Genomic DNA, 16,923 nt, shown 5'->3' on the forward strand with positions numbered 1-16,923 from the left:
AAGATGGTTTATTATTTTAAATGTAATTTCCAAATCTGCAAACTTTCTGGTTTTTACTAATGTGATGGTATTCTAAATACTATGATCATGAAAAAAACTATTTTTTATCACATGAAGATTATACAATTTTGTAAAATCTTTCCTTGTTTCTTTATTGATTTAGTTTTCCCAAATTTTTATTTGATGAAAACTATTGTGCATAAAAGATATCCATTTTATTTGATGGTGTTTTTTATGCTATTTGCTTTTCACCCATATTTGTATTCGCAGGCTATATCTGGAGCAGCTGTAAAAGCTAATTTTGGTATTGACGCTGACGTTTATGCAAACAAAGAGCAATTTTTGGTACCGCCAACGGTTTCAGGTATTTATGATGATTGGTTTTTTAACTCGACTTTTGCTAATGGAACAGGTCAAAATGTTATCGATCAAACTAATTCGGCGGCACTAAAAACATCAATCCAGGCTAATAATAATTTTACATTCGAAAAAAGAATGTCGAAGCCTAAAAATACCATGGTTGGTAATTTTTTGTGGATTGATGCTGTTTACGGGCGTGATGGAAATTCAACGCAAAGTAATAACGATTCTAATACCTTTGCTGGAAATTCTAACAAGAATGGTGATAACCCCGCTACTTGGTCTTTAGGAGCAGGTAGTACTCCACAAAAGGATGACATTGTTGATGTATATGGCTATTTAAGAAGAGACTTATCTCCGGCCGCATTAGCAATTAATCCCGATGGGATTTTATGGGGATATGGAGGAGCATCTAAAATTTCTTCTGATGGGAATTCACATTTTGATTTTGAATTTTTTAGAACAGAAGTTACCTTCAGCGGTAGTGCATTAGTGGGTACAGGTGCTCAAGCAGGGCATACAGCATGGACTTTTGATGCTACCGGAAAAATACTTGTGCCAGGAGACGTACTTGTTGCGATCGATTTTGAAAATGGTGGTACAAAACCGCTTGGTAGTGTAAGGGTTTGGATGTCTAGTGCTGATATCGCTAATTTTAACTCAAGACCTAACAGACCGTTTAATCTTACTGGTGTTTTTGACCAAGGTAATGGTGCACCTCCTTACGGATATGCTGAAATAAATGCAAAAGGAGGAGGTATAAATACAGATGTTTTTGCAGTTGTTAATGTAAGTTCAGCTACACTAGGTCCACCTTGGGGAACTTTAGAAGGTTCGCAAGCTTCTTTTCAAGATAATTATAAAGCTTTGCAATTTTCAGAGTTTGGAATTAATTTGACAGCGTTAGGACTGGATAGCCGAAATGTTAACCAGAAGCCTTGTTCAAATTTATTAGGCAGTCTGATAGTAAAAACAAGATCGTCATCTTCATTTACTGCAGAATTAAAAGATTTTTCAGGACCTTATTTATTCGGAAATATTACGGATGTAGCCGTAGTAGGTAATGTTAGTAATCCATTGACTTGTACTACTACAACAGCTACTTTAACGGCAACACCAACTCCGGCAAATGCTACGATAAAATGGTACGGCCCTTCACCCGATGGTGTAGCTGATGGGCCTTTTATTTCTGGAAATGCTCCGGTTGTTTCTGTTAAGGGAGTTTATACGGTATATGCTTATACAAATTTAGAAGGCTGTTTTGCTAAAAAAACGGTTACAGTTCTTGAAGATAATGCCGCACCAAATGTTAACGCAGGAGAAGATAAAGCCTTAACCTGTTTGATAACGTCGATAAAATTGTCGGGTTCGTCAAGTACACCAAATGCTACTTATTTATGGAGTACATTGGATGGAAACATTGTTTCGGACGGTACAACTCTCACACCAACAATTGATAAAGCAGGAACATACACATTAACAGTTACTAACCCAGCAAACGGATGCCAAAAAGCAGATACAGTAGTTGTAACAAATACTCCGCCAACACCTATTAATATAACTTGTCCTGAAGATAATATCAAAAGTTCTTGTTTTTATGCCGATCAGGCCGCAGTTAATGCCGCTTTTGATACCTTTAAACAAGGCTTTACAGCTTCAGGAGGTAACGGAACTTTAACGATTACAGGATTAGAGAACTTGACTTCTCCAGCTTTATGCGGAGGCACTGTAACCGTAAATTACAATGTTACTGATTCTTGTGGATTGCAAAAATCATGTTCTGCAGCTTTCACCATCACTGTCCCATCAGCAGTAAACCCAGAAGGTCCTGTCTCAGTGAACGCTTCAGCCTGCGCTTATGCGGATCAGGCGGCGTTGGATGCGGCATTTGAAACCTTCAAAGCGGGCTTTAAAGTGAGCGGCGGCTGCGATGCGAAAGGAGAAATCCAAGGCAGTCCGACAGCTCCGAAACTATGCGACGGCGGAACCGTGACCGTTACGTATAAAGTGACAGACAAATGCTACGAGCAGACCATCAGCAGAGACTTCACCATTACGGCTCCATCAGCGGTAAACCCAGAAGCCCCTGCAGCGGTTAACGCTTCAGCCTGCGCTTATGCGGATCAGGCTGCATTGGATGCGGCATTTGAAACCTTCAAAGCGGACTTTAAAGTGAGCGGAGGCTGCGATGCGAAAGGCGAAATCCAAGGAAATCCGACTGCCCCTAAACTTTGCGACGGCGGAACCGTGACCGTTACCTATAAAATTAGCGACAAATGCTATGAGCAGACCATCAGCAGAGACTTCACCATTACGGCTCCATCAGCGGTAAACCCAGAAGCCCCTGCAGCGGTTAACGCTTCAGCCTGCGCTTATGCGGATCAGGCGGCGTTGGATGCTGCGTTTGAAACCTTCAAAGCGGACTTTAAAGTGAGCGGAGGCTGCGATGCGAAAGGCGAAATCCAAGGAAATCCGACTGCCCCTAAACTTTGCGACGGCGGAACCGTGACCGTTACCTATAAAATTAGCGACAAATGCTATGAGCAGACCATCAGCAGAGACTTCACCATTACGGCTCCATCAGCGGTAAACCCAGAAGCCCCTGCAGCGGTTAACGCTTCAGCCTGCGCTTATGCGGATCAGGCGGCGTTGGATGCTGCGTTTGAAACCTTCAAAGCGGACTTTAAAGTGAGCGGAGGCTGCGATGCGAAAGGCGAAATCCAAGGAAATCCGACTGCCCCTAAACTTTGCGACGGCGGAACCGTGACCGTTACCTATAAAATTAGCGACAAATGCTATGAGCAGACCATCAGCAGAGACTTCACCATTACGGCTCCATCAGCGGTAAACCCAGAAGCCCCTGCAGCGGTTAACGCTTCAGCCTGCGCTTATGCGGATCAGGCGGCGTTGGATGCTGCGTTTGAAACTTTCAAAGCAGGCTTTAAAGTGAGCGGAGGATGCGACGCTAAAGGCGAGATCCAAGGAAATCCGACTGCCCCTAAACTTTGCGACGGCGGAACGGTTACGGTGTCTTATAAAGTTACCGACAAATGCTATGAGCAGACCATCAGCCGAGACTTCACCATCACTGCTCCATCAGCAGTAGTTCCTGAAGGCCCTACAGCGGTGAATGCCTCAGCCTGCGCTTATGCGGATCAGGCTGCATTGGATGCGGCATTTGAAACCTTCAAAGCAGGCTTTAAAGTGAGCGGAGGATGCGATGCGAAAGGCGAGATCCAAGGCAGTCCGATGGCGCCGAAACTATGCGACGGCGGAACCGTGACCGTTACGTATAAAGTGACCGACAAATGCTACGAGCAGACCATCAGCCGAGATTTCACCATTACCGCTCCATCAGCGGTAAACCCAGAAGCCCCTACAGCGGTTAACGCTTCAGCCTGCGCTTATGCGGATCAGGCGGCGTTGGATGCTGCTTTCGCAGCTTTCAAAGCGGACTTTAAAGTGAGCGGAGGATGCGACGCGAAAGGCGAGATTCAAGGAAATCCGACTGCCCCTAAACTTTGCGACGGCGGAACCGTGACGGTGTCTTATAAAGTGACAGACAAATGCTATGAGCAGACCATCAGCCGAGATTTCACCATTACCGCTCCATCAGCGGTAAACCCAGAAGCCCCTGCAGCGGTTAACGCTTTAGCCTGCGCTTATGCGGATCAGGCGGCGTTGGATGCTGCTTTCGCAGCTTTCAAAGCGGACTTTAAAGTGAGCGGAGGATGCGACGCGAAAGGCGAGATCCAAGGAAATCCGACTGCCCCTAAACTTTGCGACGGCGGAACCGTGACGGTGTCTTATAAAGTGACAGACAAATGCTATGAGCAGACCATCAGCAGAGACTTCACCATTACAGCTCCTGCGGCCGTAAGCGCTGAAGCTCCGACAGCGGTTAACGCTTCAGCCTGCGCTTATGCGGATCAGAGCGCATTGGATGCTGCTTTCGCAGCTTTCAAAGCGGACTTTAAAGTGAGCGGAGGATGCGACGCGAAAGGCGAGATTCAAGGCAGTCCGACGGCTCCTAAACTTTGCGACGGCGGAACTGTGACGGTGATGTATAAAGTTACCGACAAATGCTATGAGCAGACCATCAGCAGAGACTTCACCATTACGGCTCCATCAGCGGTAAACCCAGAAGCCCCTGCAGCGGTTAACGCTTTAGCCTGCGCTTATGCGGATCAGGCTGCATTGGATGCGGCATTTGAAACCTTCAAAGCGGACTTTAAAGTGAGCGGAGGATGCGATGCGAAAGGCGAAATCCAAGGCAGTCCGACAGCTCCGAAACTTTGCGACGGCGGAACGGTGACGGTGATGTATAAAGTTACCGACAAATGCTATGAGCAGACCATCAGCAGAGACTTCACCATTACGGCTCCTGCAGCGGTAAACCCAGAAGCTCCGACAGCGGTTAATGCTTCAGCCTGCGCTTATGCGGATCAGGCTGCATTGGATGCTGCGTTTGAAACCTTCAAAGCGGGCTTTAAAGTGAGCGGAGGATGCGATGCGAAAGGCGAAATCCAAGGCAGTCCGACAGCTCCGAAACTTTGCGACGGCGGAACGGTGACGGTGATGTATAAAGTTACCGACAAATGCTATGAGCAGACCATCAGCAGAGACTTCACCATTACGGCTCCTGCAGCGGTAAACCCAGAAGCCCCTACAGCAGTGAACGCTTCAGCCTGCGCTTATGCGGATCAGGCGGCATTGGATGCCGCATTTGAAACCTTCAAAGCGGACTTTAAAGTGAGCGGAGGATGCGACGCGAAAGGCGAGATCCAAGGCAGTCCGACGGCTCCTAAACTATGCGACGGCGGAACTGTGACGGTGACGTATAAAGTTACCGACAAATGCTACGAGGAAACCATCAGCAGAGACTTCACCATTACAGCTCCATCAGCGATAAGCGCTGAAGCTCCTTTGGCAGTTAACGCTTTCGCTTGTACTTATGCCGACCAGGCAGCATTGGATGCGGCATTTGAAACCTTCAAAGCGGGCTTTAAAGTGAGCGGAGGATGCGATGCGAAAGGCGAAATCCAAGGCAGTCCGATGGCGCCGAAACTATGCGACGGCGGAACCGTGACCGTTACCTATAAAGTTACCGACAAATGCTACGAGGAAACCATCAGCAGAGACTTCACTATCGCTAAAATTAATTTGCTTAACGTCTTAAGTCCTCCAAACAAAACAGTTGTTTGTGGCGAAAATCCTGATACTGCATTTGCTACATGGATTGCCGGATTCAAATTTACCGGAGGATGTGCTGGTAATATTCAGGCTACAGATTTATCTCAATTTGTGAAACCTCAGGTAGGAACATCATTGGTTATTGAATATGTTGTTTCGAACAATTGTGAAACGATTAAAAAAGTATCAACATTTTTGATCACTCCATGTACAACTCCAATTTGTACGTATACTCAAGGTGCTTATGGAAATCTTGGTGGTACAGCATGTGTAGGAGGACAATCTTACAATACTGTACAGCTTATTGCGAAAGCATTAAGTAGTTATCCAGGAGGAACAATGACAATTGGTTTAGTTGGAAAATCTGTTTTAGTATCTAATAATCAAACTGACATTAATGCTGTTATAGCAGTTTTACCAGGAGGCGGACCAAGTAAAGTTTTAGCAAATGGTAATCCTCATATTAGCGCATTACCAGCGTCATATCTTAAAAAAGGAGCAATCGATAATACATTATTGGCTCAAACCATTACTTTGGGACTTAATTTAGGTATTGATGGTGAGTTAAGTAAATTCAAATTGCAGGCAGGTATATTATCAGTTGCTCAGCCTGAAGGTGGTTGCGGATCTAAAACTCCAAAATTGCGTTCTTGTAATCCTGATGGAACAGTAAGTAATGAATACAAATATTACACTATTCCGAACAATGTAGTTAGTAAACTGGCAGGAGATAAAACGGTAGGTGATTTGTTTAACTTGGCTAATCAAGCATTAGGAGGCGGAAACAGTTATGGACTTTCTCTTTCTGACATTGCAAGTTTGGTAGATTTGATAAACAATGCATTTGATGAATGTAGAATTGCAATAGGATACAACATTCAGCCTCTTGCTTGTGGAACTACTCAACAATCAATAGTTACTCAAACTTCTACAACCCAAGAAACAGTTGTAGTAGAAAGTACAGGAAAAGAAAGTAAAAAACCTGGTTTTGATGCTTATCCTGTTCCATTCAAAAATTACATTACCATTCGTTATAACTTTGATTATGCGACCGATGTTAAAATAGAATTGTTTGATGTTTCTGGAAAATTGTTGTCTTCAAAAACAGATACAGATTCTTACTTAGGAAAAGAATATAACTTTGATATTAATTTCTACGTAGGTAAATTCCAAGTTTACATTCTACAAGTTACGACTAATAGAGGAAGTAGCACTAAAAAAATCATTTCTGATGGTAATTAAATTAATTTATAACTCTTATTTAAAGCATCCGTTAAAAGCGGGTGCTTTTTTTTGAAAATTATTTTTTTGTTTATCTCTTAAGGATATGTGTTTTACAAGTAGAATACTTTAGCTAATACACATACGATTAAAAAAAATAAGGGAAAAATGATGTTTTTCTTTTTTTTGGTTTAATTTTTGGAATACCTTTATAGTATAATCCTTAAAAAATATAATTATGAAAAAGATACTTACCTTATTTGCAGTTATCGGTTTAATTGCATTTTCTAGCTGTGAAGGGCCAGAAGGGCCTCCGGGGCCTCCAGGATATGATGGAGTAGGAACTGTCTATGAAAATGTTCCGCCAAATTATTATAATTTTACTACAGCTAACAACTTTAGAGTTAGGTTTGTTTTTCCTCAACGTATTTTGGATTCGGATGTAGTTTTAGTTTATAGATTTGCAGGTGTTGACAGTGGTAGAGATGTTTGGGAATTTTTGCCTGAAACTCATTATTTCGATGATGGTACAAGAGATTTTTCTTTCGATTTTACATTTAGTGATTCATTTGTCGACATTTATTTAAATGGAGGAGGTTTAACGGATCCAGAACTTGATCCTTATCGATTGAATCAGATTTTTAGAATTGTAGTAGTTCCTGCTGATTTTGCTAAATCTGTTAATAAGACTAATTATCTAGAGGTAATGAAAGCTGCTAATCTAAGTGAAAGTCAAGTACAGAAAATTAAGTTTTAATATCATTAATACACAATGATAAAAAAAGGAAATCATATGATTTCCTTTTTTTTTTTATGCAATACAGTTTTTTAATATTATTCTTCATTTAAATGAGAATCGGTTAGTATTTTCTCCTTTCCAAATTTAAGAGAAACTAGAACTCCGACTAAAAGGGATAACGCGATAAAGCCCAAAGAAGCCCATTCTGGAACTTCGATATAATCGTGCAATAGCATTTTTAATCCAACAAATGCTAAAATAGCGACTAAGCTATATTCTAGATAACTGAATTTTGCCAGCATATTAGCTAAGAAGAAATACATAGAACGTAATCCTAAAATGGCAAAAATATTAGAGCTAAATACTAGAAACGGATCTTTTGTAATAGCCAAAATTGCAGGAACGCTGTCTACCGCAAAAAGTACGTCCATAACTTCAATTACAATTAAAGCAACAAATAAAGGTGTTGCCGCTTTTTTAGCCGTTTTGGTGGCGATAAAGAATTTTTCGCCATCAGTTTCTGAAGTAATCGGCATTACTTTTCCTAATGTCTTATAAATAAAAGAGTCTTTCGGGTGGAAATCTTCGTCTTCGCCAGAAAAGAGCATTTTTATAGCAGTAAAAATTAAGAAGATACCAAATACGTAAGTCGTCCAAGTGAATTTACTAATCAGCATTACGCCAAAGAAAATCATTAAACCACGGAAAACTATAGCTCCGAGAATTCCCCAGAATAAAACGCGGTGCTGGTATTTTTGCGGAATTTTAAACGAAGCAAAAATAATAGCAATAACAAAAATGTTATCGACACTTAGTGAAAGCTCAATTAAATAACCCGTGATAAACTTCATGGAAGCGACTGCTGGTTTTAAATTATCTGGGTTTGCAATATAATCTGTGGTGTATAGCCAATAAATTACTCCTGAGAATAAAAAGGATAGAGTAACCCAAACCAGTGTCCATTTGCTGGCTTCTTTAGTGCTGATAATATGGGGTGTTTTGTTGAAGACACCTAAGTCTAAAGCAAGAATAAAAACTACAGCAAGTAAAAAGAGAGTCCAGACTATCATAATGATTTTGTTTAAATGATTTACAAAGATAAGTTTTGAAGTTCAACTTAAAAATTAAATTTAGTACTAAAATTAAGTAATATTTGTTATTTGTAAAATGTTAAGTGTTATAAAGTTATGAGATTTTTAAATTCGAAATAACGGTTTAAACCTTAAAATCAGATGAGAACTTTGTCAAAGTTTTAAACTTTGACAAAGTTGAAAGATGATATATAAAAAAAGTGCCAACAAATAAATGTTGACACTTTTTAGCATATAATGTGAGCTTTGAATTATAGCGCTGAGTTAACAGTTTTGATAATTCTAGCAGCAATTTTGTAAGGGTCTCCGTTTGAAGCTGGTCTTCTGTCTTCCAACCAACCTTTCCATCCTTTTTGAACTGTCATTAAAGGAATTCTGATAGAACATCCTCTGTCTGAAACTCCATAAGAGAAATCGTTGATAGAAGCAGTTTCGTGTTTACCAGTTAAACGTTGATCGTTGTAAGCTCCATAAACTTCGATGTGCTCTTTTGTAACAGGACGGAAAGCCTCACAGATTTTCTCGTAAGTTTCTTGAGAACCACATGTTCTAAGAACTGTGTTAGAGAAGTTAGCGTGCATTCCAGAACCATTCCAGTCAGTATCTCCTAGAGGTTTTGGGTGATATTCGATATAGTAACCATATTTCTCAGTTAAACGGTCTAATAGGTAACGAGCAACCCAGATTTCGTCTCCAGCTTTTTTAGCTCCTTTAGCGAATAATTGGAATTCCCATTGTCCGCAAGCAACCTCTTGGTTGATTCCTTCAAAGTTGATTCCAGCAGCGATACATAAGTCAGCGTGCTCTTCAACTAATTTTCTACCGTGCGTGTTTTTTCCACCTACTGAACAGTAGTACATCCCTTGTGGAGCAGGGTATCCTCCAACTGGGAAACCAAGTGGAAGTTGTGTTTTAGTATCCATGATGAAATACTCTTGTTCGAATCCAAACCAAAAATCATCATTATCATCATCAATTGTAGCTCTACCGTTAGAAGGGTGTGGTGTTCCGTCAGCATACATAACTTCGCACATTACTAACCATCCATTGATACGAGTTGGATCTGGATAAATTGCAACTGGAACTAATAAACAGTCAGAAGATCCACCTTCAGCTTGTCTTGTTGATGAACCATCAAATGACCAATTTCCAAGTTCTTCTAATGTTCCTTTGAAGTTTTCGTGCTCTTCAACTTTAGTTTTACTTCTAAGATTTTGAGTTGGTTCATATCCATCTAACCAAATGTACTCTAACTTAATTTTAGCCATAATAATATAAATTAATTTTTTTGTTTTTTTTCGTTGGGTCAAATATAGATTTATTTTTTCAGTCCCAAAAATTAGGGGGCTATTTTGTTTTACGAAGTATAATTTTTTGGATAAGCGTAATTTTGATAGGGGTATATTTCAAAAAAAGCAATTTTAATAACCTTAAAAAAACAAATTCGTAATAATTACGGTGCTTTTTTGAATTTCTGAGTTAAGAAATTATGAAAAAATGTTTATTTAATCAATATTACCGTACAGTTTTGTTATATTTCTGTGATTTGAATTCATTATTCTTTGAAAAAAGCAATTTATATTGAGAAATTCTATTTCAAAAATCTAATATTTATATTCCGAATAGGTATTTTAATTGTTTATATTTGCTGATCATTTTTTAATGAAAATTATTACGAATTTAAAATATATATAACCATGTCAACATTACGTTTCCAAGCTTTACAACAAGCTTCAAACAGAAAGCCGGTGCCTTTTGAAGAAATTGGCAGAAAATCTAATCTTTTCGGATCAAATGTGTTTAATGAAAAAGCAATGAAGCAATATTTGACTTCGGATGCTTTTAGAGGAGTAAGAGATGCTATTCAGCATGGTACAAAAATAGACCGAAAGCTTGCCGATTATATTGCTATGGGAATGAAGGAATGGGCTCTTTCTAAAGGTGTTACACATTATACACACTGGTTTCAGCCACTTACAGGAACAACAGCAGAGAAACATGATGCTTTTTTTGAAACTTCTTATGACGGTAGCGAATCTGTGGAAAAATTTGGCGGTGCGCAATTGGTACAGCAAGAGCCGGATGCATCAAGTTTTCCAAACGGCGGAATCAGAAATACATTTGAAGCAAGAGGTTACACCGCTTGGGATCCAACTTCTCCTGCTTTTATATATGGTACAACTTTATGTATTCCGACAGTATTTATTGCTTATACAGGTGAAGCTTTAGACAATAAGATACCTTTATTAAGAGCATTGTCTGCAATTGACGAAGCAGCTACAGAGGTTTGTAAATATTTTGACAAAAACGTAAAAAAAGTAACGGCTACTTTAGGATGGGAGCAAGAATATTTCTTGATTGACAAAGCTTTGGCAAATTCTCGTCCAGACTTAATGATGACAGGAAGAACCTTATTAGGACATACTTCTGCAAAAGGACAGCAATTAGATGATCATTATTTCGGATCTATTCCAACTCGCGCTCTTACTTATATGAGAGATTTGGAGCAAGAATGTATGCTATTGGGTATTCCGGTTAAGACACGTCATAACGAGGTTGCACCAAATCAGTTTGAGTTGGCTCCGATTTTTGAAGAGACCAACCTAGCGGTAGATCACAACTCTTTATTAATGGATGTAATGCAGAGAGTGGCTGAGCGTCATGACTTTAAAGTATTATTTCACGAAAAACCATTTAAAGGAGTAAACGGTTCTGGAAAACATAATAACTGGTCTTTAGCAACAGATACAGGAGTTAACTTATTGAGTCCGAGCAAAACGCCAATGAGTAATTTACAGTTCTTGACTTTCTTTATCAATACAATTAAAGCGGTAAACGATAACGAAACTTTATTAAGAGCTTCTATCGCAACAGCAAGTAATGACCACAGGTTAGGAGCAAACGAAGCACCGCCAGCAATTATGTCGGTATTTATTGGTGCTCAATTGACCAAAGTTTTATCTGAATTAGAAAGCGTTACAACAGGGAAACTTTCGCCAGAAGAAAAAACAGATCTAAAACTAAATGTTGTTGGTAAAATTCCAGACGTATTACTAGACAATACAGACAGAAATAGAACTTCGCCATTTGCTTTTACAGGAAATAAATTTGAGTTTAGAGCGGTGGGTTCAAATTCAAACTGTTCTAATGCAATGACAACGTTGAATGCAATTGTTGCAAAACAGTTAATTGACTTTAAAAATGAAGTAGAAAACTTGATCGAGTCGAAAGACATGAAAAAGGATGATGCTATTTTTAATGTTTTAAGAGAATACATTAAACACTCTAAAAAAATCCTTTTTGAGGGAGACGGTTATAGCGAAGCTTGGGAAAAAGAAGCTGCGAAGCGTGGATTGAGCAACTTCAAAACAACTCCAGAAGCAATTAAAGCTAAAGTTTCTAAACAAGCTTTAGACTTATTTGAGCAATTAGGAATCTTTAATCACGTAGAAGCTGAAGCGCGTTACGAAATCGAATTGGAAGAATACACTAAAAAAATCCAAATCGAAGGAAGAGTTTTAGGAGATATTGCAAGAAACCATGTCATTCCAACTGCAATTCGCTACCAAAATACATTAATTGATAATGTAAAAGGATTAAAAGAGATTTTTGCAAAAGAATTTGAATCATTAGCAAAAGAGCAAATTGTTCTAATTAAAGAAATTTCAGGTCATATTGAAGGAATCAATTCTAAAGTATTGGCGATGACTAACGAAAGAAAAAAAGCAAACCAATTGACAGACGCTCAAAAAATGGCGGAAGCGTATTGTAATAACGTAAAACCATATTTTGACGAAATTCGTAATCACTGTGATAAATTAGAATTATTAGTGGACGACGAAAGTTGGACATTGACTAAATACAGAGAATTATTGTTTACGAAATAATCTGCTCTTTATAAAATAAAAACCCGTCTCAAAAAGACGGGTTTTTTTGATTCAAAATAGTAAAAAAACACTTACGCAATTTCAGTTATATAACCATTCTAGGTGCTTCAAATGTAAGTAAATTGTGATAAGTAACTTTTTTCTTATAAAAATTTCTTACAAGTTGAGTAGTTCATCGGGATAGTTTTACAGTTTGTCGAAAAGAGATTAACTTATTGTAAAATAGGTGTTTATACTTGAGTGGTTTTTGGATAAGTTTTCTAATTTTGGTCACGAGGTTGAGAAAACATATTTAAAGATTGTTTTCAAATGAATGAAGTTATGAAGTCCCCCCTTCTTATTTTACCCAAATTTAGAAACCTGCATATTACCTACATAATAAGTTGTATTAATAACCAATTAAATATATTTATTATGAAAAAAGTAATTTTAAGCATCTCAGCGATGCTGTTTGTAGGATTTGCGGCTATTGCGCAGAACACTTCGGCTGTAGGCCAAGTAGGAAATGGTAATACTGGTAATGCTTCTCAGAACGGATCTGATAACAAATCTACTGTTGCACAAAATGGAGACACAAACAAGTCTGAAGTCTTTCAAGGACTTCAACCAGGTTTGTATAATGCACAGAAAAACCTTGCTGATGTTAAACAAACAGGTAATTTGAACACTTCATGGGTTTCTCAAAGCAACAAAAACAATGAGGCATACCAAGATCAAAAAGGGAACTCAAACAAAGCTACAATCTGGCAAGATCAAATAGCAGGGCCTGGGTCTGCACTTAATGGTGGAGATAAAGCTTGGCAATTCCAAACAGGAAACAACAATGAAGCAACTGTAGACCAAGGAACAACAGGAAACGAAACGCCAACAGGACTTCCTTTTTCTGCTGCTCAAATTGCACAATTACCAACCACAGTTCCTATCTCGCCTAATGGAAGCAATAGAGCTACTCAAACTCAAACTGGAAACCACAATTTAGCTTACACAAGCCAAGGTGGTACAGCAAACATTTCTGAGCAAACTCAAAACTCTACATCAGTTGGCTTAGCAGATAGAAATATCTCAAGACACTATCAGTATGGTAATGGCAATAGATCATTGACTACACAAGGAAGAAATAATAACCAAGAAAACACATTGCAAATTGGTAATACTAACACTTCAATTGTAACTCAGAACAACTTATCTGGATTAGGTAATCAACAAGTTGGTTTCTCTAAAGGAAATAACAACAGTATTACTGTAAGTCAAACAGGATATTAATTAGAGAATTATTTTTAGATATGAGATAGTCCTAGAACGACTGTCTCATATCTCTTTATTTTTAATATCTAAAAAAGCAATCATGAGAGTTTTAGTTTTAAATATAGTACTGGTACTTCTTTGCTGTCCTGTTTTTTATGGTCAGGGGAAAGAAGATAATTCGGAGTTTAAATCCTATAGTTCATCGGTTTTTAATTCTAAAGAAGCAGCAATGACTGTCGTTTCTGGATTAAATAAACAGGCTCAAAATAATTTGAATTTAAAACTGCAATCTGGAATACAAATTCAGCAAATTGGAGATTTAAATAAAGTAAATGCAACTTTAAAAAGCAGCCAATCAAAAGTTTACGTAGAGCAAAATGGAGACGGAAACAATGTTCTGATTGATAAAAATGGAAAATCTATTGTTCAAAGTGTTCTTCAGCAAGGAGATAATAATCGGCTTTTTGATTTTACATACAAAACCAATTATGATATAAATATGGAGATTGTTCAAAAAGGAGACAATCAAAATATTCAAAATATTGGCACCAATTCCTTGTCGAAAAACATGAAAATTACACAGACAGGAAATGGAGCTTCTGTAATTCTTATTAATAAGTTGTAATATGTATTTTCTTAATAGATCTATTATTATACTGTTTTTATTCTGTGCTGTAATTTGTTATGGGCAAGTTCCTCAGGATAAAATAAAAGCAAAAATAGAAATCGAAAAAGTAGAAGGCAACGTAAAAATTACTGGTACTGCCGAAAACATGACCGATGTGATTAGAAGTGCTGCCTATAGATTATCTGTGATTAAAAATAATGATAGTAATAATAATCAGTCTAAGAATGAACAGGTTGGTATATTTACCTTACAACCAAACGAAAAACAAAAATTATCTACATCTCAAATAAACCTAATTGAGACAGACGAGGTGATTATTATGTTGTTGTTTTATGATGAAGACAAACAAATAATAGCAAAAGACCGAGTAGTTTTAGGTGAAGAAAAAAAAAAGATGGGCCCGTAATACTGCTTCAAGATGAAGGATTCGAATTACGAGGCATCATTACTGATGATACTAAAACGAAAATGGGTAAGGATTTTTATGATAGATATTATTATAGATATAATGAGATTGAAATAAATTCTAAGAAGATAGTAACCATAGGTGAAGAATATAGTTTTGCTAGAAATACAGCAATTACAATAACTATTGAAAATGAAGTTGTTTATGAATTTTTGGTTCGACCGGATGATGAATTTTTAGATGCAGTCGCACAAGAAGCTGTAGATGCCACCTTTACATATTTAAAAGAAAAAGAAAAAGAACGCAAATATTTCACTCAGTATTAATTTATTATTAAAGATATGAAACCCATACTAACCATAATCGTGTGTCTGTTTTTTTCTGTCTGTACTAATGCTCAGGCTTTAGTTTATAAACCTGTAAATCCTGCATTTGGTGGAGATACTTTTAATTACCAATGGCTATTAAGTAGTGCCGAATCGCAAAACAAACAGAAAGATAAAACAGCTGCAACAACAAAAGAACAAACCGATTTAGAAAAGTTTAAAGCCAATTTAAATGCGCAATTATTAAGTCAGATTTCAGGTTCTCTTTATCGACAGCAGTTTGGAACCGATGGTATTAAAGAAGGCTCTTATACTTTTGGAACGTATTCGGTTGATGTCTTTCCTTCTACAGAAGGACTTACACTTAATATCTTAGATACAAATACAGGAGAGCAAACCCAAGTTATCATCCCAAATCAATAATATGAGATTACATCACTACCTATTAATTGTATTTGTGTTTCTTTTTACTGGTTGCGGCGCTTATTATAATCAACCCACTGGAGTGCAAAAGGCTGTTTTGGGAGAAGGGACACCTGCGACTTCTTTATTAAAAGATTTGCCAAAACCTAAAGAGCAAGTTGTGGTTGGTGTCTATAAATTTAGAGATCAGACCGGACAATATAAACCTCAAGAAAACGGAAGCAGTTTTAGTACAGCTGTTACCCAAGGCGCAACTTCTATCTTGATTAAAGCTTTGGAAGATTCGAAATGGTTTATTCCAATTGAACGTGAAAACATTGGAAATCTCTTGCAGGAACGAAATCTTATTCGTTCTACCCGTCAGGAATACATAAAAAATGCAAATCCAAATGAGCCGCAATTGAGCCCATTATTGTATGCGGGAGTTTTATTGGAAGGCGGAATTGTTTCTTACGATTCTAATATTATTACAGGCGGATTTGGAGCAAGATATTTTGGAGCGGGCGCCTCTGTAAAATACCGTCAGGATCGCGTTACAATTTATTTGAGAATGATTTCTACCTCAAATGGAAAAATTTTAAAATCAGTTTATATTTCAAAAACCATTTTGTCACAGGCAATTGATGAAAGCCTTTTTAGATATGTAAATTTTAAAAGACTTCTCGAAGTAGAAACGGGATATACAACTAACGAACCTGTGCATATGGCTGTTACAGAAGCGATAGAAAAAGCAGTAGAATCTTTAGTTTTAGAAGGTATAAAAGATAATGTATGGGAAGCTGATGCACCAAAATGGCAAGTCGATAATTTGCTAAAAGCTTATGCAGAAGAGAATAAAACCGCCGATGTAACAGGACTTTATGATAGAGTTTTGGAAAACAGAAGGAGTAAATTTGCGATAGAACTTTCAGGCGGAACTACTTTGATGGATGGAGATTATAAAGATCCGCAACTTAGACCTTTCGGTCGCGGCGCTTTAAAATTCTTTATTTCTCCAAGTTTTAATGTAAGTGCTTCTACAAACGTGGTAAATCTTGCTAACAAAAATTTATTAGATGTTGGCTATATTACATACGACCTTAATATGGAATGGGTCATACTTCCTAAAGACCGCCTTACACCTTACTTATATCTAGGTGGGGGGTACGGAATGAACAGTAAATTTGAAAATACACACAGCAAAATACAATACGGCGGAGGTCTTGAATACATGGCTTCAGATCGAATAGGGATAAAACTCTTTGCTGAACAAAATATCAATTTCAGTGATAACATTGATTATATCGTTGCAGGAACTCGGGACGATTATTATTATAAATTCGGATTAGGACTGACGTATTATTTTGCAAAAAAGAAAAAATAATGTTCATGATCTGAAATTTATAGATTGAAGTTTAAAATTAA

The 16,923-nt window shown here is 37.8% G+C and carries 11 protein-coding genes; 9 read left to right on the forward strand and 2 right to left on the reverse strand.

Annotation, left to right across the window (positions count from 1 at the left end):
- The first annotated feature begins 183 nt into the window (after positions 1 to 183).
- Positions 184 to 6,795: a T9SS type A sorting domain-containing protein gene (locus tag ABTV69_RS12195; protein WP_433829106.1), complete on the forward strand. Its 6,612-nt coding sequence runs from the start codon at positions 184 to 186 to the stop codon at positions 6,793 to 6,795.
- A gap of 217 nt (positions 6,796 to 7,012) precedes the next feature.
- Complete coding sequence (locus ABTV69_RS12200; RefSeq protein WP_433829108.1) at positions 7,013 to 7,531, forward strand: hypothetical protein; 519 nt, start codon at positions 7,013 to 7,015, stop codon at positions 7,529 to 7,531.
- A 77-nt stretch (positions 7,532 to 7,608) separates the two neighbouring features.
- Here the strand turns inward: ABTV69_RS12200 and ABTV69_RS12205 are convergent, their stop codons facing one another.
- Positions 7,609 to 8,583 carry a TerC family protein gene (locus tag ABTV69_RS12205; RefSeq protein ID WP_433829110.1) on the reverse strand — a complete coding sequence of 325 codons (975 nt, stop codon included), beginning with the start codon at positions 8,581 to 8,583 and terminating at the stop codon, positions 7,609 to 7,611.
- 272 nt (positions 8,584 to 8,855) lie between these two features.
- Entirely contained in the window at positions 8,856 to 9,872 is a 1,017-nt protein-coding gene (locus ABTV69_RS12210) for a glutamine synthetase beta-grasp domain-containing protein (protein ID WP_281234583.1), read from the reverse strand.
- Between the two features lie 429 nt (positions 9,873 to 10,301).
- Between ABTV69_RS12210 and ABTV69_RS12215 the strand changes: the two genes are divergently transcribed.
- The 7 genes from ABTV69_RS12215 (at position 10,302) to ABTV69_RS12245 (ending at position 16,882) form a co-directional block, all read left to right on the forward strand.
- On the forward strand, positions 10,302 to 12,491 hold the full coding sequence (locus ABTV69_RS12215; RefSeq protein ID WP_433829112.1) for a glutamine synthetase III: 2,190 nt from the start codon (positions 10,302 to 10,304) through the stop codon (positions 12,489 to 12,491).
- 414 nt (positions 12,492 to 12,905) lie between these two features.
- Positions 12,906 to 13,754 (forward strand): hypothetical protein, encoded by an 849-nt coding sequence (locus ABTV69_RS12220; RefSeq protein WP_433829114.1) that lies wholly within the window; start codon positions 12,906 to 12,908, stop codon positions 13,752 to 13,754.
- A gap of 82 nt (positions 13,755 to 13,836) precedes the next feature.
- A complete protein-coding gene (locus ABTV69_RS12225) occupies positions 13,837 to 14,361 on the forward strand; it encodes a hypothetical protein (protein WP_433829116.1) in 525 nt (174 codons plus the stop codon).
- Between the two features lies 1 nt (position 14,362).
- Positions 14,363 to 14,770, forward strand: a complete 408-nt coding sequence (locus tag ABTV69_RS12230; RefSeq protein WP_433829118.1) for a hypothetical protein — start codon at positions 14,363 to 14,365, stop codon at positions 14,768 to 14,770.
- Between the two features lie 38 nt (positions 14,771 to 14,808).
- Positions 14,809 to 15,096, forward strand: a complete 288-nt coding sequence (locus ABTV69_RS12235; protein ID WP_433836699.1) for a CsgE family curli-type amyloid fiber assembly protein — start codon at positions 14,809 to 14,811, stop codon at positions 15,094 to 15,096.
- A 15-nt stretch (positions 15,097 to 15,111) separates the two neighbouring features.
- Positions 15,112 to 15,519 carry a curli production assembly/transport component CsgF gene (locus ABTV69_RS12240; protein ID WP_433829119.1) on the forward strand — a complete coding sequence of 136 codons (408 nt, stop codon included), beginning with the start codon at positions 15,112 to 15,114 and terminating at the stop codon, positions 15,517 to 15,519.
- Between the two features lies 1 nt (position 15,520).
- Positions 15,521 to 16,882, forward strand: coding sequence for a CsgG/HfaB family protein (locus tag ABTV69_RS12245; protein ID WP_433829121.1), 1,362 nt, complete (start codon positions 15,521 to 15,523; stop codon positions 16,880 to 16,882).
- Positions 16,883 to 16,923 lie beyond the last annotated feature (41 nt).

The sequence above is a fragment of the Flavobacterium anhuiense genome, from assembly GCF_050990855.1.
GTDB classification, from domain to species: domain Bacteria; phylum Bacteroidota; class Bacteroidia; order Flavobacteriales; family Flavobacteriaceae; genus Flavobacterium; species Flavobacterium anhuiense_C.

Coding starts and splice junctions, on each gene's coding strand:
- ABTV69_RS12195 (WP_433829106.1), top strand. CDS start 184: ATGAAAACTATTGTGCATAAAAGATATCCATTTTATTTGATGGTGTTT.
- ABTV69_RS12200 (WP_433829108.1), top strand. CDS start 7,013: ATGAAAAAGATACTTACCTTATTTGCAGTTATCGGTTTAATTGCATTT.
- ABTV69_RS12205 (WP_433829110.1), bottom strand. CDS start 8,583: ATGATAGTCTGGACTCTCTTTTTACTTGCTGTAGTTTTTATTCTTGCT.
- ABTV69_RS12210 (WP_281234583.1), bottom strand. CDS start 9,872: ATGGCTAAAATTAAGTTAGAGTACATTTGGTTAGATGGATATGAACCA.
- ABTV69_RS12215 (WP_433829112.1), top strand. CDS start 10,302: ATGTCAACATTACGTTTCCAAGCTTTACAACAAGCTTCAAACAGAAAG.
- ABTV69_RS12220 (WP_433829114.1), top strand. CDS start 12,906: ATGAAAAAAGTAATTTTAAGCATCTCAGCGATGCTGTTTGTAGGATTT.
- ABTV69_RS12225 (WP_433829116.1), top strand. CDS start 13,837: ATGAGAGTTTTAGTTTTAAATATAGTACTGGTACTTCTTTGCTGTCCT.
- ABTV69_RS12230 (WP_433829118.1), top strand. CDS start 14,363: ATGTATTTTCTTAATAGATCTATTATTATACTGTTTTTATTCTGTGCT.
- ABTV69_RS12240 (WP_433829119.1), top strand. CDS start 15,112: ATGAAACCCATACTAACCATAATCGTGTGTCTGTTTTTTTCTGTCTGT.
- ABTV69_RS12245 (WP_433829121.1), top strand. CDS start 15,521: ATGAGATTACATCACTACCTATTAATTGTATTTGTGTTTCTTTTTACT.